General features: G+C 49.3%; 14 protein-coding genes and 1 tRNA gene. 6 read left to right on the forward strand and 9 right to left on the reverse strand.

The window, feature by feature from the left end; genetic code table 11:
• Window positions 1–71: 71 nt before the first annotated feature.
• The 5 genes from crr to cysZ all read right to left on the reverse strand — a co-directional run bounded on the left by crr (window position 72) and on the right by cysZ (window position 4,957).
• A complete protein-coding gene (gene crr / locus ACYP03_RS00435) occupies window positions 72–581 on the reverse strand; it encodes a PTS glucose transporter subunit IIA (protein ID WP_036748389.1) in 510 nt (169 codons plus the stop codon).
• Window positions 582–621: 40 nt separating this feature from the next.
• On the reverse strand, window positions 622–2,349 hold the full coding sequence (gene ptsI, locus ACYP03_RS00440) for a phosphoenolpyruvate-protein phosphotransferase PtsI (RefSeq protein WP_330960784.1): 1,728 nt from the start codon (window positions 2,347–2,349) through the stop codon (window positions 622–624).
• Window positions 2,350–2,404: 55 nt separating this feature from the next.
• Complete coding sequence (locus ACYP03_RS00445) at window positions 2,405–2,662, reverse strand: HPr family phosphocarrier protein (protein ID WP_248143552.1); 258 nt, start codon at window positions 2,660–2,662, stop codon at window positions 2,405–2,407.
• 319 nt (window positions 2,663–2,981) lie between these two features.
• Window positions 2,982–3,950, reverse strand: a complete 969-nt coding sequence (gene cysK / locus ACYP03_RS00450) for a cysteine synthase A (protein ID WP_248143553.1) — start codon at window positions 3,948–3,950, stop codon at window positions 2,982–2,984.
• A 245-nt stretch (window positions 3,951–4,195) separates the two neighbouring features.
• The gene (cysZ, locus tag ACYP03_RS00455; RefSeq protein ID WP_248143554.1) at window positions 4,196–4,957 is read right to left on the reverse strand and encodes a sulfate transporter CysZ; all 762 of its coding nucleotides are present in this window, start codon (window positions 4,955–4,957) and stop codon (window positions 4,196–4,198) included.
• 399 nt (window positions 4,958–5,356) lie between these two features.
• Here cysZ and zipA point away from each other — a divergent pair, with 399 nt between their 5' ends.
• From zipA to ACYP03_RS00470, 3 genes are all read left to right on the forward strand, one after another.
• Complete coding sequence (gene zipA, locus ACYP03_RS00460; protein WP_459778038.1) at window positions 5,357–6,388, forward strand: cell division protein ZipA; 1,032 nt, start codon at window positions 5,357–5,359, stop codon at window positions 6,386–6,388.
• Window positions 6,389–6,566: 178 nt separating this feature from the next.
• Window positions 6,567–8,579, forward strand: coding sequence for an NAD-dependent DNA ligase LigA (gene ligA, locus ACYP03_RS00465; protein WP_459778040.1), 2,013 nt, complete (start codon window positions 6,567–6,569; stop codon window positions 8,577–8,579).
• A gap of 566 nt (window positions 8,580–9,145) precedes the next feature.
• Entirely contained in the window at window positions 9,146–10,294 is a 1,149-nt protein-coding gene (locus ACYP03_RS00470) for a porin (protein WP_248143559.1), read from the forward strand.
• Between the two features lie 178 nt (window positions 10,295–10,472).
• Here ACYP03_RS00470 and ACYP03_RS00475 read toward each other — a convergent pair whose 3' ends face one another.
• A complete protein-coding gene (locus ACYP03_RS00475; RefSeq protein ID WP_459778042.1) occupies window positions 10,473–11,108 on the reverse strand; it encodes a YccT family protein in 636 nt (211 codons plus the stop codon).
• 277 nt (window positions 11,109–11,385) lie between these two features.
• Between ACYP03_RS00475 and gltX the strand changes: the two genes are divergently transcribed.
• Window positions 11,386–12,810 (forward strand): glutamate--tRNA ligase, encoded by a 1,425-nt coding sequence (gene gltX / locus ACYP03_RS00480; protein ID WP_459778044.1) that lies wholly within the window; start codon window positions 11,386–11,388, stop codon window positions 12,808–12,810.
• Window positions 12,811–12,884: 74 nt separating this feature from the next.
• Here gltX and ACYP03_RS00485 read toward each other — a convergent pair whose 3' ends face one another.
• The 3 genes from ACYP03_RS00485 to ACYP03_RS00495 all read right to left on the reverse strand — a co-directional run bounded on the left by ACYP03_RS00485 (window position 12,885) and on the right by ACYP03_RS00495 (window position 14,616).
• Window positions 12,885–13,058, reverse strand: a complete 174-nt coding sequence (locus tag ACYP03_RS00485; protein WP_248143563.1) for a hypothetical protein — start codon at window positions 13,056–13,058, stop codon at window positions 12,885–12,887.
• Between the two features lie 283 nt (window positions 13,059–13,341).
• Window positions 13,342–13,418 (reverse strand) — tRNA-Arg (locus ACYP03_RS00490).
• A gap of 55 nt (window positions 13,419–13,473) precedes the next feature.
• Window positions 13,474–14,616, reverse strand: coding sequence for a flagella assembly protein FlgT (locus ACYP03_RS00495; RefSeq protein WP_248143565.1), 1,143 nt, complete (start codon window positions 14,614–14,616; stop codon window positions 13,474–13,476).
• A 255-nt stretch (window positions 14,617–14,871) separates the two neighbouring features.
• Between ACYP03_RS00495 and ACYP03_RS00500 the strand changes: the two genes are divergently transcribed.
• Complete coding sequence (locus ACYP03_RS00500; protein WP_248143567.1) at window positions 14,872–15,507, forward strand: FlgO family outer membrane protein; 636 nt, start codon at window positions 14,872–14,874, stop codon at window positions 15,505–15,507.
• A gap of 8 nt (window positions 15,508–15,515) precedes the next feature.
• Window positions 15,516–15,944 carry an LPP20 family lipoprotein gene (locus ACYP03_RS00505; RefSeq protein WP_248143569.1) on the forward strand — a complete coding sequence of 143 codons (429 nt, stop codon included), beginning with the start codon at window positions 15,516–15,518 and terminating at the stop codon, window positions 15,942–15,944.
• Window positions 15,945–15,965: the final 21 nt, after the last annotated feature.

The following is a 15,965-nucleotide window of genomic DNA, read 5'->3' on the forward strand; positions in this document are numbered from 1 at the left end:
AATGTGATTGACAGAGACAAAAAAGCCGCCTGTTGAGGCGGCTTTTTATGCTTCAGTCTCTCAGGAGAGTCTTACTTCTTGATGCGCAGAACTGGGGTTTCGCCAACAGTCACGGCACCGGACAGTTTGCTCAGCTCTTTGATTTCATCCATGTTAGAAATCACAACCGGGGTCAGCGTAGATTTTGCTTTTTCTTCCAGTACAGCCAGATCAAACTCAATGATAGTGTCACCCACTTTCACGGTTTGGCCTTCTTCTGCGACACGGGTAAAGCCTTCGCCTTTCAGTTCAACAGTATCAATACCGAAGTGTACGAACAGCTCTACACCGTCATCAGACTCGATAGAGAACGCGTGGTTGGTTTCAAAGATCTTACCGATAGTACCGTTAACCGGGGCAACCATTTTGTTACCGGCAGGTTTGATAGCGATGCCATCACCAACGATTTTCTCAGCAAAGACAACATCAGGCACGTCTTCGATATTGACGATTTCGCCTGAAAGTGGGGCGATGATTTCAATCGCGCCTGCTTCATTGGTGTCGTCAGAAACCAGTTTCTTCAATTTGTCAAACAGACCCATAGCGTTGCTCCTAAGCGTTGTTATTCTATCTGCTGCTATCTTAGCAGATGGTTTTTTCTGCGATAAATGTCTCTACGTGTGCTTCGATTTCAGCAGCTGTCGGAAGAGCAAGGGCTTGCTCAGCCATCAGTTTTACATCAGCAAAGTTACTGTTACGAATCACTTTCTTGATACGTGGAATAGAAATCGCACTCATGCTGAACTCATCCAGACCCATACCAAGCAACAGCAGGGTTGCACGTTCATCACCGGCTAACTCACCACACATGCCAGTCCATTTGCCTTCCTTGTGGGAGGCATCAATTACTTGCTTGATGACGGTCAGTACCGCTGGTGACATCGGGTTATACAGATGAGAAATCAGTTCGTTACCACGGTCAACAGCCAGAGTATACTGGGTTAAGTCGTTTGTACCAATGCTAAAGAAGTCAACTTCTTTGGCCAGGTGGTGCGCAATTGCAGCGGCTGCCGGTGTTTCAACCATGACGCCGACTTCAATGCTGTCGTCAAATGCCAGACCTTCTTCACGCAGTTCTGCTTTGTAGGTTTCCAGCTCGTTTTTCAGTTCACGGATTTCTTCAACCGAGATAATCATCGGGAACATGATACGCAATTTACCATGCGCAGATGCTCGCAGAATCGCACGAAGCTGAGCGCGCAGGATGTCACGGCGATCCAGGCTGATACGGACGGCACGCCAGCCCAGGAATGGGTTCATTTCTTTTGGCAGATCCATGTATGGCAGATCTTTATCGCCACCAATGTCCATGGTACGAATAATGACCGCCTGGCCCTGCATGGCTTCCGCCACATCTTTGTATGCCTGATATTGCTCGTCTTCTGTCGGCAGTGCATCACGGTCCATGAACAGGAACTCGGTGCGGTACAGGCCAACACCTTCACCGCCGTTGCGGTTCACACCATCACAGTCTTTCACGGTACCAATGTTACCGCAGACTTCGACCTGATGGCCGTCCAGCGTAATAGCAGGCAGGTCTTTCAGTTTGGCCAGTTCATCTTTTTCGGCCTGGAATTCATCGCGAATGGCTTTGAACTTCGCCATTTCACCATCAGTCGGGTTGATGACGATCTGGTTGTTGATCGCATCCAGAACCAGCATGTCGCCGTTCTGTACCTGTTTGGTGATGTCGTTCGTGCCCACAATCGCAGGCAGCTCCAGTGAACGTGCCATGATTGAGGTGTGCGAGGTACGGCCACCGATGTCGGTGATAAAACCTAACACATAATTCAGGTTGATCTGTGCTGTTTCAGACGGAGTCAGATCGTTGGCCACCAGAATAACTTCTTCATTGATGGCACTCAGGTTGACGATATTGATACCCAGCGCATTTTTGACGAAACGGTTACCGATATCACGGATATCCGTTGCACGCTCTTTCAGGTATTCATCATCCAGCGATTCCAGCGTCATTGCCTGCTCTTCAATTACTGAATAAATAGCGTAGGCTGCTCTCGCTTTGTTTTCTTTAATGAAGGCTATGATTTCCTCTTCAAGCTCTTCATCTTCGAGCAACATGATGTGGCCTTCAAAGATAGCTTCCTTTTCTTCACCGAAGGTCGCTCTTGCTTTTTCTTTGATAACTTCGAGTTGTTCAGAAGATTTCTGACGCGCATTGAAGAAGCACTCAATTTCTTTTTCGATCTGATCGCCAGAAACTGGTGACTTATCAAGAGTAATCTCTTCTTCCTGCAGTAGCAGCGCTTTACCAAAAGCGATACCAGGAGATGCCAGGATACCTGAAATCATAGCCTTACCTTAAAATTAACAAACAACTAGTAGGGAATTTTTGTACTGCGGCTGATTAGTGCAGTTGATCCATCAGGGCAACCAGGTGGTCAACAGCTTCTTGTGCTTGCGCACCTTCAGCAGAAATAGTTACCACAGTGCCTTTGACCAGGCCCAGTGTTTGCAGTTTGAACAGGCTTTTTGCACTTGCGCTTTTACCGTTAGAAGTAACAGTGATGTCTGCGTCAAAACCTTTTGCTTCTTTCACGAACTGCGCAGCAGGACGAGTGTGTAGGCCGTTTTCTGCAGTAATCTCAACTTGCTTCTGATACATTTTTCACCCCGATTCTTGATATCGTCTAATGTAATAATCACGCAACTGAAGGTAAGCTTAATCCCAATAGCGAAAGCTTGCTAATTTAGGTGTTTAATTTCACATTCATTTACATTGATTTAGTGTTGTTCTGGGTCCCATTCTAAGTGGTTTATCACCCAGCAAACATCGACCAGGTCAATTTTTGCCCCTTTATTTCGATGCTGAAAATAAAAGCGTGGTCGGATTTATATTAAAGGTAAGGTCAAAAAGCAATAAAAAAGCCCCCGTTGGGGGGCTTGACATTAACAATTGCTTATCAAAAATGGCAATTTTGTGATCACTGTTGGGTTTCTTTTTCGGTAAAGATGCCAGCAAACAGTGCAGTCGATAAGTAGCGCTCACCTGAGCTTGGTAGCACAACAACAATGTTCTTTCCTGCGAACTCCGGACGTTCCGCCATGCGGTTGGCAGCAACGACTGCCGCACCGGAAGAGATACCAGCCAGGATGCCTTCTTCTTCCATCAGACGGCGAGCCATTTCGATGGCATCTTCAGAGCTGACACGCTCAACTTCGTCGATCAGTGTCAGATCCAGGTTGCCAGGAATGAAACCAGCACCGATACCTTGAATTTTATGCGGGGCCGGTTTGATTTCTTCACCGTTCAGCGCCTGGGTAATGACAGGAGATTCAACCGGCTCAACAGCAACTGTCGTAATGGCTTTTCCTTTCTGCTGCTTGATATAGCGGCTGACGCCAGTCAGCGTACCACCGGTACCGACACCGGAAACGAAAACATCGATTTCACCATCCGTTGCATCCCACAGCTCAGGACCAGTCGTTTTTTCGTGGATTTCAGGGTTTGCCGGGTTGTCAAACTGCTGCAGCAGCAGGTACTTATCCGGATTAGATGCAACGATTTCTTCTGCCTTTTCAATGGCACCTTTCATGCCTTTTGGCGCTTCGGTCAGAACAAGGTTGGCACCCAGTGCTTTGAGTAGTTTACGACGCTCCAGGCTCATACTCTCTGGCATGGTCAGGGTCAGCTTGTACCCACGGGCTGCGGCAACAAATGCCAGAGCAATCCCTGTGTTACCACTGGTTGGTTCTACCAGTTCCACACCTTGTTTCAGGACGCCACGTTTTTCTGCATCCCAGATCATGTTGGCACCGATACGGCATTTCACACTGAAACTAGGGTTACGGGATTCAACTTTGGCCAGAACATTGCCTTTGCTGACACGGTTCAGGCGAACCAGCGGGGTATTACCAATTGTCAGAGAATTATCTTCGTAAATCTTACTCATGCTTGTCGTTCCTTGGTGACACGTTATCAACAGATGATAGACCAAGCATAATCGCTGACTGCATATTGAAAAGTAATTTATTGTTATATCTTAGAGTTATAAGAAAAGGTGTGAACCGGGCCACCGATTTTGTCGTCAGGCCGCCAGAGAACGGAATCCGGGCGTTGTCAGAAGAATAAAGAAAGAGGCGGTCAATCCGCCTCTGTTGTTACCGGCATTGCCGGGGATGAAGGATTCTGACGGGGTCAGAGACTCATCATGGGTTTTCGGTAGTGATCCACCCACATGGCGGTCGCACCGCAGACGGCAACCGGCATGACGAACAGGTTCAGAATCGGGGTCATGGTACACAGCATCACCAGGCTGCCAAAACTCAGGGACTTGCCCCGATACTGTTTCAGCGCGTCCCGCATGGTAATAAAAGGAACCTTGTGATTATCGAACGGGTAATCGACATATTGGATGGTCATCATCCAGGCACTGAACAGAAACCACAGTACGGGCCCAAGTGTCTGACCGATTGCCGGGATCCACAGTAAAATGAGCAGTCCGATTGCTTTGGGCAGGTAATATTTGAGTTTGACCCACTCGCGATGCAGGATGCGGGGTAAGTCTTTCAGAATATCTTTCAGCCCGCTGTCCGGTGGTGCTTCACCGGTTAATTTGGCTTCCAGATGCTCAGCCAGAAGCCCATTGAATGGCGCGGCAATCCAGTTTGCGATGGTACTGAAAAAATAAGAGAGCACCACCAGCAGCGCAATTGCCAGCAACGGCCACAGCAGATAAGACAACCAGTCCAGCCAGCCAGGCAAGCCTTCCAGCCAACTGGTAATCCAGTCATTCAGTCGTGTCAGGACAAAACCAAAAGCAGCGCCAAAAAGCAGTATGTTGACCAGTAAGGGAATGATGACAAAACGGCGGGTTCCCGGCTGCATCGCCAGAGAAACGCCACGGAAAAAATATCCCGCACCGCCGATCGGGGTGGTATTTAAAGCAGTATTTGGCATTGCCAGTCTCCTCAAAAACGATCCTGTTGTCGTGTGTACAGGCGACAGGATATTGATGCAGGCATAGTAACGGTTTCTGTTGGGTGTGATCAATCTGCCGTCATAGACCCGGCAAGCCGCAGATGCCAGTTCATTGATGGAATTTTGTGCTCGGATGCACTATATGACATCAATCACAACTTTGAACTTCTCTTTGGGATTTGAGTTTTGATACATTAGGACAATACCTTCACGAGACAGGCTGTCAGGACAACAAAACAGATCCTGGTTACAGCAAAAATGTCTCAGGTGTGGCACGCTTAGTGGGGTCTGTCCCTGAAGCCAAGCGTTTCAGATTGGTCAGATACACAGTTTCAGGCCGACTTTGTCAGGTAAAACAAGTTATTCAGAGTACTCATAATGCAGGAATTGCGTCTGGTTCTAATTATTGTCGGAGTGCTGGCTATCTCTGCACTTCTGTTGCACGGATTGTGGTCGAGCCGGAAGGACAAGCCCGCCAAGTTTGGTGAAAAACCAATTGGTCGTCTGGACGAAGGCAAGACGAAAGACAACGAAGGGTTCGATCAGGACGGTATCGGTTCCGTCAGGGTCATCGCGAATGGCGGGGAACCGGAAGCGCCTGCCAAGCGCCCGGCACGTAAAGAGCCAGAATTGCACTTTGGTGATGAACTGGCAATTGATCCTTTATTTGACGCGCCGGCGACACCGGCTGCACCCGTGGCGGAAGAACGTCGCGGCGAGATATCTCAGGACTCGCAACCTGAGGTGACCGCTTCGGTACAGACATCGGCTTCTGTGGAAGAAGCTGTACTGGAAACGGTCATCCCTGAGGTTGAGGTCCAGGCAGAAGCGGAAGTGATTCAGCAAGCGCCCAAGTCGGAGCCGCAGTTTGTGTCTGCAGACTCTCGGGTATCGGAGCAGGCGATTTTGCCGCAGACTGAAGAGGTACAAGTTGAGGCAGCACAACAAGTTTCAGAGGTGCCACTCGCTGAGCCTGAAGCGCCTGTTGAAGAAGTGAAACTTGAGCCGGACTTTCTGGTGCTGAATGTACATGCGCGTGGTGGCGAAATGTTAACCGGTGTGAAGCTGTTCCAGTGTCTGGAAAGGCATCACCTGATTTATGGTGAAAACTCTGTTTATCACCGCCATGCTGATTTAGCCGGAACGGGTCCAGTTCTTTTCACGGTGGCTAATATGGTGAGTCCGGGATACTTCCCTCAGGACCAGCTGGATGAGTTTGCCACGCCTGGGGTTGCGTTCTACCTGATGCTGCCTTGTCATGGCCGTGCAGATGACAATTTTAATCTGATGCTGCAGACCGTTCAGCGGATTGCGGATGACATGGGCGCAGATATTCTGGACCATGAGCGTAATCTGATTACGCCGCAGCGCTTGAAAGCCTACCGGGAAAAAGCCAAACAGTACCTGTGATGGTGCCGTTTCGCAGTGAATATGTTTTAGGGCCCCTGATTGGGGCCCTAAATGTTGAGAGTGAAGAATCAGAAAAATCGGGTCTTGTGTCTGCCAACTGCTGTCAAAGTGTTCAGGGCGGTATTTCAGGAACAATACCCGATGGTTTTTGCGACAAGAATTGATGTAGGAAAAAAGAATGACAGACATCCAAGCAAGGCTGGCATCTCTGCGTGAACAGCTCACCTATCACGGCTATCTCTATTATGTAGAAGATAATCCGGAGGTTCCGGATGCTGAGTATGATCGCCTGATGCAGGAATTACTGAAGCTGGAAGCGGCGCACCCGGAACTGATCACGCCTGACTCACCGAGTCAGCGTGTCGGAGGCGAGCCGCTGGCGGCATTTACTCAGGTGAGTCATGAAATACCGATGCTGTCTCTGGACAATGCATTTTCCGATGACGATCTCACGAACTTCAACCGTCGTCTGACCGAGCGGCTGGCTGCTGCAGCTGAAGTCTCTTACTGTTGTGAGCCTAAACTGGATGGTCTGGCTGTCAGTCTGATGTATGAAAATGGTGTCCTCGTACAGGCAGCCACACGGGGCGACGGCACTACCGGTGAAAACATTACCGCAAATGTGAAAACCATTCGTGCCATTCCGCTGAAACTGAGGGGAGAGGGCTGGCCGGTTCGTCTGGAAGTACGGGGTGAGGTGTTCATGCCCAAGCAGGGGTTTGATGACCTGAATGCCCGTGCTCTGAAAAAAGGCGAGAAGACATTTGCGAACCCGCGCAATGCTGCGGCAGGTAGTTTACGCCAGCTGGACCCGCGTATTACCGCAACGCGTCCTTTGAGTTTTTACGCTTATTCGGTTGGTGTTGTGGAAGGGGCGGAACTGGCAGGCAGCCAGTATGAGCGGCTCTGTCAGCTGAAAGGCTGGGGGCTGCCAATGTGTCCGGAAACACGCCTGTTACATAGTCTGGAGGAGGTCATTGCTTTCTATCTGGGGATTGGCGAAAAGCGTCAGCAACTGAGTTATGAAATCGACGGTGTCGTGATTAAGGTCGATGACATCGCCCAGCAGCAGCAACTGGGATTCGTCGCCAGAGCACCGCGATGGGCAATTGCGTATAAGTTCCCGGCTCAGGAAGAGATGACAGTACTGAATCATGTTGAGTTCCAGGTTGGCCGGACGGGGGCGATCACGCCAGTGGCAAAGCTGGAGCCGGTTTCTGTGGGCGGCGTGACAGTCAGCAACGCGACCCTGCACAACGCTGACGAAATTGCCCGTCTGGGTGTCATGATTGGTGATACGGTGATTATCCGCCGGGCCGGTGATGTCATCCCTCAGGTTGTTTCTGTTGTGATGTCCCGGCGGCCGGAAGGGGCTCTGCCCATTGAATTCCCGTCTGAGTGTCCGGTGTGCCAGTCTGCTGTGGAGCGTGTGGAAGGCGAAGCCGTTGCCCGGTGTTCGGGCGGACTGATTTGTCAGGCACAGCGGAAAGAAGCCCTGAAACACTTTGTGTCGCGCAAAGCATTGGATGTGGATGGCTGCGGGACAAAAGTGATCGAACAGCTGGTCGATAAAGAGATGGTTGCTACCCCGGCCGACCTGTTCAAGCTTTCAGCCGGAAAGCTGACAGGACTGGAGCGTATGGGACCGAAATCAGCACAAAAGCTGGTCGATGCTTTTCAGGCGGCGCGAACCACAACACTGCCACGATTTCTGTATTCGCTGGGCATTCGTGAGGTGGGCGAAGCTACCGCCGCGAACCTGGCCAATCATTTCCTGACCCTGGAAGCGGTGATGGCAGCGACCGAAGAACAGTTGATTGAAGTACCGGATGTCGGCTCTGTCGTGGCAGCACATGTTTATAATTTCTTCCGTGAAGCACATAACCGGGATGTGATTACAGATTTGCTGGCTCAGGAGATCCACTGGCCGGAAATTGAAAAACCTTCAGAGGACGTGGCGTTGCCTCTGGCTGGAAAAGTGGTGGTGCTGACCGGCACTCTGTCTCAGCTCAGTCGTTCAGATGCCAAAGCGGCGCTTCAGGCGATGGGAGCCAAAGTGACCGGCAGCGTTTCTAAAAAAACGGATTTGCTGGTTGCCGGTGAAGCGGCTGGTTCAAAACTGGCAAAAGCGCAGGAGCTGGGCATTGAGATTTGGGATGAATCTGAACTGCTGGCACAGCTGAAAAACTGAACCTTTATTCTTGCCGAAAAACGCCCAAAAGCCCGTCAAACTGCTGACGGGCTTTTTTGTGTCTGTCGAAAAGAACACTTTTTTTTCTTCGTGTTTAGCTGATTGGGGCGGCATCATTTTTAATTTCATTTGTGAATATAAAGATGAACTGATATGACATAAAAAACATAAGTAGCAGTATCTTACATTGGAATGCAATCAATGTTGTAACATGCAGAAAAGTACAATCAAGATCTCACTAATAATAACAATGTTTTTTTAAATATCTGTATTTAATGGTTTTATTCTCTTCATTGAAAGCGATTTAATGGAATCATGACTAGGATCACTGATACTGGATAAATTTGCACTGAATCATATTTTTTTAATAGAAAATTAACTTTCTGATTGATGTTTTGCGCTGCGAAAGTAGTCTTATCCCTGAACTGATTCAGTTCTCAACCAAACAAAAAATATGATTGCCAAACTCACAACAAGTTTGACTGACATATTGGGGAGAAAGACCTGACGTCAACGGCGGCCAACCTTTATGACGCAGGTATTCAGCTAGTTTTTAGGAGTTTTCCATGGGTAATGTGTTTAAGCGTTCCGTATTAGGTCTTGCGGTTGCTGCCGCGGCGGTTGCTACTGCAACTTCTGCTCAGGCTGCACCAGCAACTGATACTGTTGATCTGTATGGTCAGGTGGCGGTGTCTGTCTGGCAATATGGTGAAGATAAATTTAAAGATGACAGCGGCAAAGCAGGTGATGCTCCGCTGAAAGTTGAAAACGAATCCCGTTTTGGTCTGCGCGGCTCAAAAGAGCTGGCTCGTGGTCCAAACCTGATCTGGCAGCTGGAAGGCGGTAACGTTGGTGATGACGGTACCGGTTCAGGTCTGGGTGTCCGTGATACTTACGTTGGTGCAAGTTTCAGTGATGGCAGCCGTGTCCGTCTGGGACGTATGCTGACCCCATTATACGAAGTGATTGACTGGCCGTATTCAGGTCAGCGCGCGGGTGCAATCTTCGATTGGGGCGGTGACGTTGTTGGTGGTGCACGTTATGACCGCCAATCGAACATGGTTCGTTTTGACTCAGGGAACTACAGCGGCTTCACATTCAATGTTGCAGCTGGCCGGGGAACCGAAAAAGATAAAGATTCAAACTTTTACGGTGTCGGTGCTCATTACTCTACCGGCCTGTTTACACTGCATGCGGCCTATGAGATGGGGACTGACCGAACTGTCAGCGCATCTTCAACTTTCTACCGTGCATGGTTGGCTCAGCAGGGCGGCAATCCACCAACATTTGAAAAAGTGGAAGGCGAGACGAAGTCAGATACCGACGCATACCTGTTGGGCTTTGAGTTGAATCTCGGTGACTTTGGCCTCTATGGTGCGTATAAGCATGAAGCGGCTGACTATGAAGATGGCTCATTTAAGGTTGATGGTGCAGAAACAACCTTTACGGACATGGATATTGATCAGGGCAGTTACTCTGTTGGTGTGGTTTACAATGGTGTAGAAAACTGGCAGTTCAAGGCGAACTACGCTGCGAACCTGGAAGCAGATGTGAAAGGCAAATCTTTCTCAGGCAGTGAAGACTATATCGTTTCAACAAACGTGACGTACTTCCTGGATGACTCTGCGATTACTTACTTACGCCCATACATGATCTCGAAAGATGATTCAGACGCTGAGTTTGGTTGGGGATGGGGTGTAGAGTACTACTTCTAATCGCTTAGCGACTGCTGCCTTTTTCATTTGACCGGCTGATCAGGCCGGTCCTTTTCCTTTGCCGGTATGGTAAATGTGAGTCAGGAAACCTTCAATTTTCAAGGAACCAGATTGATAAAAAAAGTACCCTCATGGGTACTTTTTTGTTTTTGGCGTCAAATATAGGTAAAGAGCCCCATTAGTTCATATTTTGAATGGCCCAGCTCAGAAAAGCTTTTCGGGTTTCAGGGCTGGCCTGATGAAACCAGTATTGCAGCATCTCTTCCGCTTCCGGATTGTCGGCAACAATATTTGTTTGGTTGTCTGTATTTGCCGGTTTTGGGATGTGCCTGATTGAAGCGATGCGCTCTGTCCGGTTGTACTCTTTGGCCAGTTGGACAAAATCCGGTGAAAGGGTAAACCCAACGGCTAATTTGTCTGATTTTACTTTCAACGGATGCCCCTGATTCAAGATGCTGAAATCGGGGGATTTGTCATATGCCTGGCCTTGTGCCAGTGTGTCTATTTTCGGGACTTCAAGCGTAAGTGCTGTGTCTTTGGCGTCGAACAGCGCAATGAGAGGCACTGAATCGTATTTGGTCTTCAGACTGCCAGATTCCATGACAATTTTGCCGATACGGAAAACCACCTGATTCTGACCGTTAGGTAAGGCCAGTACTGGCTGATGATTAAAACCGAGTGAAGAGTAGCCGGCATCCTGTTCATTCACTACCAGTAGATGAACGCCTTTGGGCAGTTCAAGACTGACCTGTGCGATGGCCGGTGTGGTGCATGCCAGTAGTGCTGACGACAAGAGTAAATTCTTTATTTTCATTGAGGCAATCCTTTAGCGCCTGCGGGAATCTGCTTATTCATTTGTAAAAATACAGTTTACTGGAGCAATCTGCATGGTAAAGCAGTAAAAGGGTCAACTTGAAGGAATCTGAACCAGGTCACTCTCGCTCGCCTGACTTGCAGGCGACTTGCAACGCAGATATCAATCGCAGGTTGAGGATTGCCGCGTCAGTGGTAGAATGCCGCTATTGCAGACTGCGTAAAGTCATGCATCAGCTTACGCCTTTCGTTTGAATCATTTGTTTGAAGGTCTTTTCATGACGGTTAAAACTCGTTTTGCTCCGAGCCCAACAGGCTTCCTGCACGTTGGTGGTGCCCGTACTGCGTTGTATTCCTGGTTGTATGCCAAACACACCGGCGGTGAATTTGTGCTGCGGATTGAAGATACGGATCTGGAGCGTTCAACCCAGGAAGCCATCGATGCCATTATGGAAGGTATGGAGTGGCTGGGTCTGAACTGGGATGAAGGTCCTTACTATCAGACAAAACGATTTGACCGTTATAACCAACTGATCGATCAGTTGCTGGTGGAAGATAAAGCCTACAAATGCTATTGCCCGAAAGATCTGCTGGATGAGATCCGTGAAGAGCAGATGGCTGCAGGTCTGAAACCACGTTATGACGCGAACCATCCTCGGATTATTGAAGCCAATGCAGCTGCGACTGAAGCGTCTCCTTTCGTGATTCGTTTCCGGAACCCGAAAGAGGGCAGCGTGGTATTTGACGACCACATTCGCGGCCGTATCGAAATCAGCAACAGCGAACTGGATGACCTGATCATTCGCCGTACCGATGGCAGCCCGACGTATAACTTCTGTGTTGTTGTGGATGACTGGGACATGGAAATTACCCATGTCGTTCGTGGTGAAGATCATATCAACAATACGCCTCGTCAGATCAACATCTACAAGGCCCTGGGTGCGCCAGTGCCTGAATTTGCCCACTGTGCCATGATTCTTGGCGACGATGGTGCCAAGTTGTCAAAACGTCACGGTGCCGTGAGCGTGATGCAGTATCGTGATGATGGTTATCTGCCGGAAGCGCTGCTGAACTATCTGGTTCGTCTGGGCTGGTCTCATGGCGATCAGGAAATCTTCACGCAGGAAGAGATGATCAATCTGTTCAGCCTGGACGATATCAGCAAGTCGGCTTCTGCGTTCAATACCGATAAACTGCGCTGGCTGAATAACCACTATATTAAGACCTCAGCAGCTGAGTATGTGGCGAAGCACCTGCAGTGGCATCTGGACCATCAGGGCATCGACACAACAGGGGGCCCGGCTGTCACTGAAGTGATCAAGTTACTGGCTGAGCGCAGTGATACGCTGGTTGAGCTGGCAGCACAGTCTCGCTACTTCTTTGAAGATTTCTCTGCATTCGATGAAGCGGCTGCGAAGAAACACCTGCGTCCGGTTGCCAAAGAAGCATTGGAGTTGGCTAAACAGAAAGCCGAAGCACTGGCAGACTGGAATACAGAATCTCTGCATCAGCTCATTCAGCAAACTTGTGAAGAGCTGGATCTGGGCATGGGTAAAGTCGGAATGCCGCTGCGTGTTGCCGTAACGGGTCAGGGTCAGTCACCATCGGTCGATGCTGTGATGAACCTGGTTGGTCAGGCTCGTGTGATCGCACGTATTCAGATGGCTCTGGACTTTATTGCGCAGCGTGAAGCTAACGCCTGAGTGATATCAGTCTGAAGTAACAGGAAGCGGAGGTGATGACCTCCGCTTTTTTTTTTTGTGATTTGACTGGCGTCTTATTTGTTCTGACGCTCATAGGTGTCTACACACACCCAAAAGTTTTGCGCACCGGCACAGTATTGCATGGCATCTTTCGGGATCTGAGTTGGTGTTCCGGACAATGTATAGGCCAGCGCATTAAAGCTGATCGCCAGCAGCGCTGCTGTTGCAAACATTGCGAACTTTTTCATAGCTCTCTCCTTTTGTGATGACGAAAAGTGATAGCCGAAAAGCGCACCTTATGCGGTATTGCGCTGGAATCCGTGAATCACTCTGTCTTTATCACTAATAGACTAGAACAAGATCATATTTTTCAATTATTAAAAAGAGTCGGAATCTTGTTGTGGATACAGGCTGCGCTTCTGGCTAAAAATATTGGGATGAAATGGAAAAACAGTATTGTGTCTGACCGGTGAGAGTCAGATAAAGCGGGTCGGTCTGAATAAATCCGGGATTGTCAGGATGACGAGGAAGTGGCGCTCCCTGCAGGAGTCGAACCTGCGGCCTTCCCCTTAGGAGGGGGACGCTCTATCCTACTGAGCTAAGGGAGCCTTCCTGAAAAAGCAGGAAGGCCATTATACTCAAAAGCTGAGACTTTTTAACCCTTTAGTATCTGCGTTGCGGCTGCTTGGTCAGTAAATCACCAGGTTGAATGCTGGCAGCAAGTTCGTTTTGCTGCACGCTGAGTTCGGCTGAGTTTTCATAGACGCGATCCACAACCAGGGTGATTTTCGTTTCCACCATCCGGTTTCGTGAAATCCCGTACTGGTCAATAAAGCCGGCGGTGTGCCATAGTCTCAGGAGATCTCCCTGCTTCACACCGTGAGCTCTGCCTACGTTGACCTGTACCTGATTGCCGTGTGCATTGACCACTTCCGGCAGGCTTGCGCGGCAGGCCAGGGAAGACTCCAAGTCCAGCATGATGTTGCGGCTGATCCGTTGTAAGGCTGCGCCATAAGCTGAAACCCAGAAGCGTGCGCTTTGCGTATCGACCTGGCTGACCCGTGAAAACGGCCATTCTGCAACTTCACGGTACTTACGCTGAACCAGCACCTCACCGGTCTTGCCGTCCAGTACCTGAACTTCCGCTGAGAACTGACGGTTAATCTTATCGCTGGACAGCAGGCTCTGATCCAAAGTGGAAGTCAGATCGGTAATCTGGCCACTCACGATGTACTGGGCGTCATAATCTTCGGCCAGCATCATCATGGCCCCGGGATTATCCGGCTGAACCGGGACAGCACTGGTTCCGGTTACGACAAAACTCTGCGATTGTTTGCCGATTTGCCGTTTCAGTAACTGAGTAAAATCTTTGCCGACCTGATAAATCCCTCCCAACGCCGCCTGTTGGGGGATAGCCAGAGAAAAGTCACTGATCAGCATCCCTTTCTTGTACTGGACGTTGTGGCAACTTTTTGCCGACGGGTAAATATCGACCCGTGCGGTGACGTAATAATTGCCGTCTTTGACAAAACTTTTGCTGATCTGAACATGACGGACTTCTGTTCCATTGAACTGGTATTCCTGCCGGTCTTCCTGCAAATAGGGTTTCAGATTGGAAAAGCTGGAAAAATCAGCTCCTGCGTAATGCATGGCACGGTATACGGCGTCTTCGATGGCATTGGTCCGGGCCGAAGACTTACTTTCCAGCAGAATCGCCTGACCGGTGACTTCAAACCAGGCGGCCTGCAATGGCATAGCGGTAAGTATTCCCAGACCCAGAAGGGCTTTCCTGAGCGTGTTTTTCATAGATTTTCCAATTTCCGGCGTTTTCGGTACGATAATTGCTTTGTTTTGTCTGTCGTTCAGGTTGAAACCCCATTAGGGTTCAAGCCAATTAGCCTAACAGCTTTTTACATTGCCAACATCCTGAGTCGCAAGCTGATGTATGCAAAGAGTGTTCCTAAAAAGTCAAAATGGGAGCGCGGCAATGAAAAGTCATAAAGTTTTCGAGATAGCGGACGATAAAAGGCCATTGTCTCGTTTCTTCCGGAGCAGGGTAGAATGAAAAAATGGACCATCTTGCTGTTGTCGCTGCTGACAGCATCATGTACGTATTCACCAGTTTATAACGGTAAAGAGAGCTATACAGGCAGCAACTTCTTGCTGAAGGAAACGCCTCGCCATACCATAGACTTCTTTATTGAAGGAATGACGAAGCAGCTGGTGGAATCAAACCAGTATCTGACGGCAAAAACGCCGCTGGCTGTGACATCGTTTGTTGATATCCAGCAAATGAATGAAACCAACTGGCTCGGCAATGCGGTTTCTGAAGGCTTCATGTACCATATGCAGCAAATGGGTTTTACGGTTGTTGACTACAAGGCGACTGGTGCTATCCGCGTCACGCCGGAAGGGGACTTCTCGCTGAGCCGGAACTGGAAAGAATTGGCTTCTGAGCAGCCTGTAGACTACGTTTTGACCGGAACTATGCTGCGTCAGGGTGGCGGTGTGCTGATTAATGCCCGTGTGATTGGTATGCGTTCACGGGTAGTGATTGCCAGTGCGCAGGGATTCCTGCCGGAAGATCGTATTGGCCGTGACCTGGATACGCTGAATAAAATGCGCTTGGAAAATGGTGTCCTGATCCGTTCCGAAGCGACGAAATTTGAGAATAACTCGATCATATTAAAACCTTAGGAGCTACTATGCGGTTTTGGTGGATGGCTGTTTTGCTGATTACCCTGTCTGGTTGCCAGCCGTTAACGGAATTTCGCAATGTGAATCTGATCACGGCGGTGGGCTATGCTTCGATTAGCGAGCAGCGGGGTCAAACCATCGAAGAAAAGCGGATCCGTGCGATGCGCGCATCTAAACTGGATGCTTACCGTGAGCTGACTGAACAGGTTTATGGCATGCGGATCAGTGCCAGAGCTGGACTGACGGACCAGCAACTGGGCTCTGAAGAAACGGATGGCGCGGTTGATGGCGTGATCCGTGGCGCTGAAGTGATTCGCAGCTACCCGGTGGGTGATAGCTATGTCACTGAAATGCAATTAGATCTCAACAACATGGAACGGATGAAACGTCAGGGTGAGGTCTATCATGTGCCTGCGAATCAGTCTGTGATGTTCTGATTTGCACAAGAACCAGAAAAA

The sequence above is a fragment of the Photobacterium sp. R1 genome, from assembly GCF_054600795.1.

Excerpts from the sequence above, each read along its gene's own strand:
- crr (WP_036748389.1), bottom strand. The coding sequence starts at position 581 with ATGGGTCTGTTTGACAAATTGAAGAAACTGGTTTCTGACGACACCAAT.
- ptsI (WP_330960784.1), bottom strand. The coding sequence starts at position 2,349 with ATGATTTCAGGTATCCTGGCATCTCCTGGTATCGCTTTTGGTAAAGCG.
- cysK (WP_248143553.1), bottom strand. The coding sequence starts at position 3,950 with ATGAGTAAGATTTACGAAGATAATTCTCTGACAATTGGTAATACCCCG.
- cysZ (WP_248143554.1), bottom strand. The coding sequence starts at position 4,957 with ATGCCAAATACTGCTTTAAATACCACCCCGATCGGCGGTGCGGGATAT.
- ACYP03_RS00485 (WP_248143563.1), bottom strand. The coding sequence starts at position 13,058 with ATGAAAAAGTTCGCAATGTTTGCAACAGCAGCGCTGCTGGCGATCAGC.
- ACYP03_RS00470 (WP_248143559.1), top strand. The coding sequence starts at position 9,146 with ATGGGTAATGTGTTTAAGCGTTCCGTATTAGGTCTTGCGGTTGCTGCC.
- zipA (WP_459778038.1), top strand. The coding sequence starts at position 5,357 with ATGCAGGAATTGCGTCTGGTTCTAATTATTGTCGGAGTGCTGGCTATC.
- gltX (WP_459778044.1), top strand. The coding sequence starts at position 11,386 with ATGACGGTTAAAACTCGTTTTGCTCCGAGCCCAACAGGCTTCCTGCAC.
- ACYP03_RS00500 (WP_248143567.1), top strand. The coding sequence starts at position 14,872 with ATGAAAAAATGGACCATCTTGCTGTTGTCGCTGCTGACAGCATCATGT.
- ACYP03_RS00495 (WP_248143565.1), bottom strand. The coding sequence starts at position 14,616 with ATGAAAAACACGCTCAGGAAAGCCCTTCTGGGTCTGGGAATACTTACC.
- ligA (WP_459778040.1), top strand. The coding sequence starts at position 6,567 with ATGACAGACATCCAAGCAAGGCTGGCATCTCTGCGTGAACAGCTCACC.
- ACYP03_RS00505 (WP_248143569.1), top strand. The coding sequence starts at position 15,516 with ATGCGGTTTTGGTGGATGGCTGTTTTGCTGATTACCCTGTCTGGTTGC.
- ACYP03_RS00475 (WP_459778042.1), bottom strand. The coding sequence starts at position 11,108 with ATGAAAATAAAGAATTTACTCTTGTCGTCAGCACTACTGGCATGCACC.
- ACYP03_RS00445 (WP_248143552.1), bottom strand. The coding sequence starts at position 2,662 with ATGTATCAGAAGCAAGTTGAGATTACTGCAGAAAACGGCCTACACACT.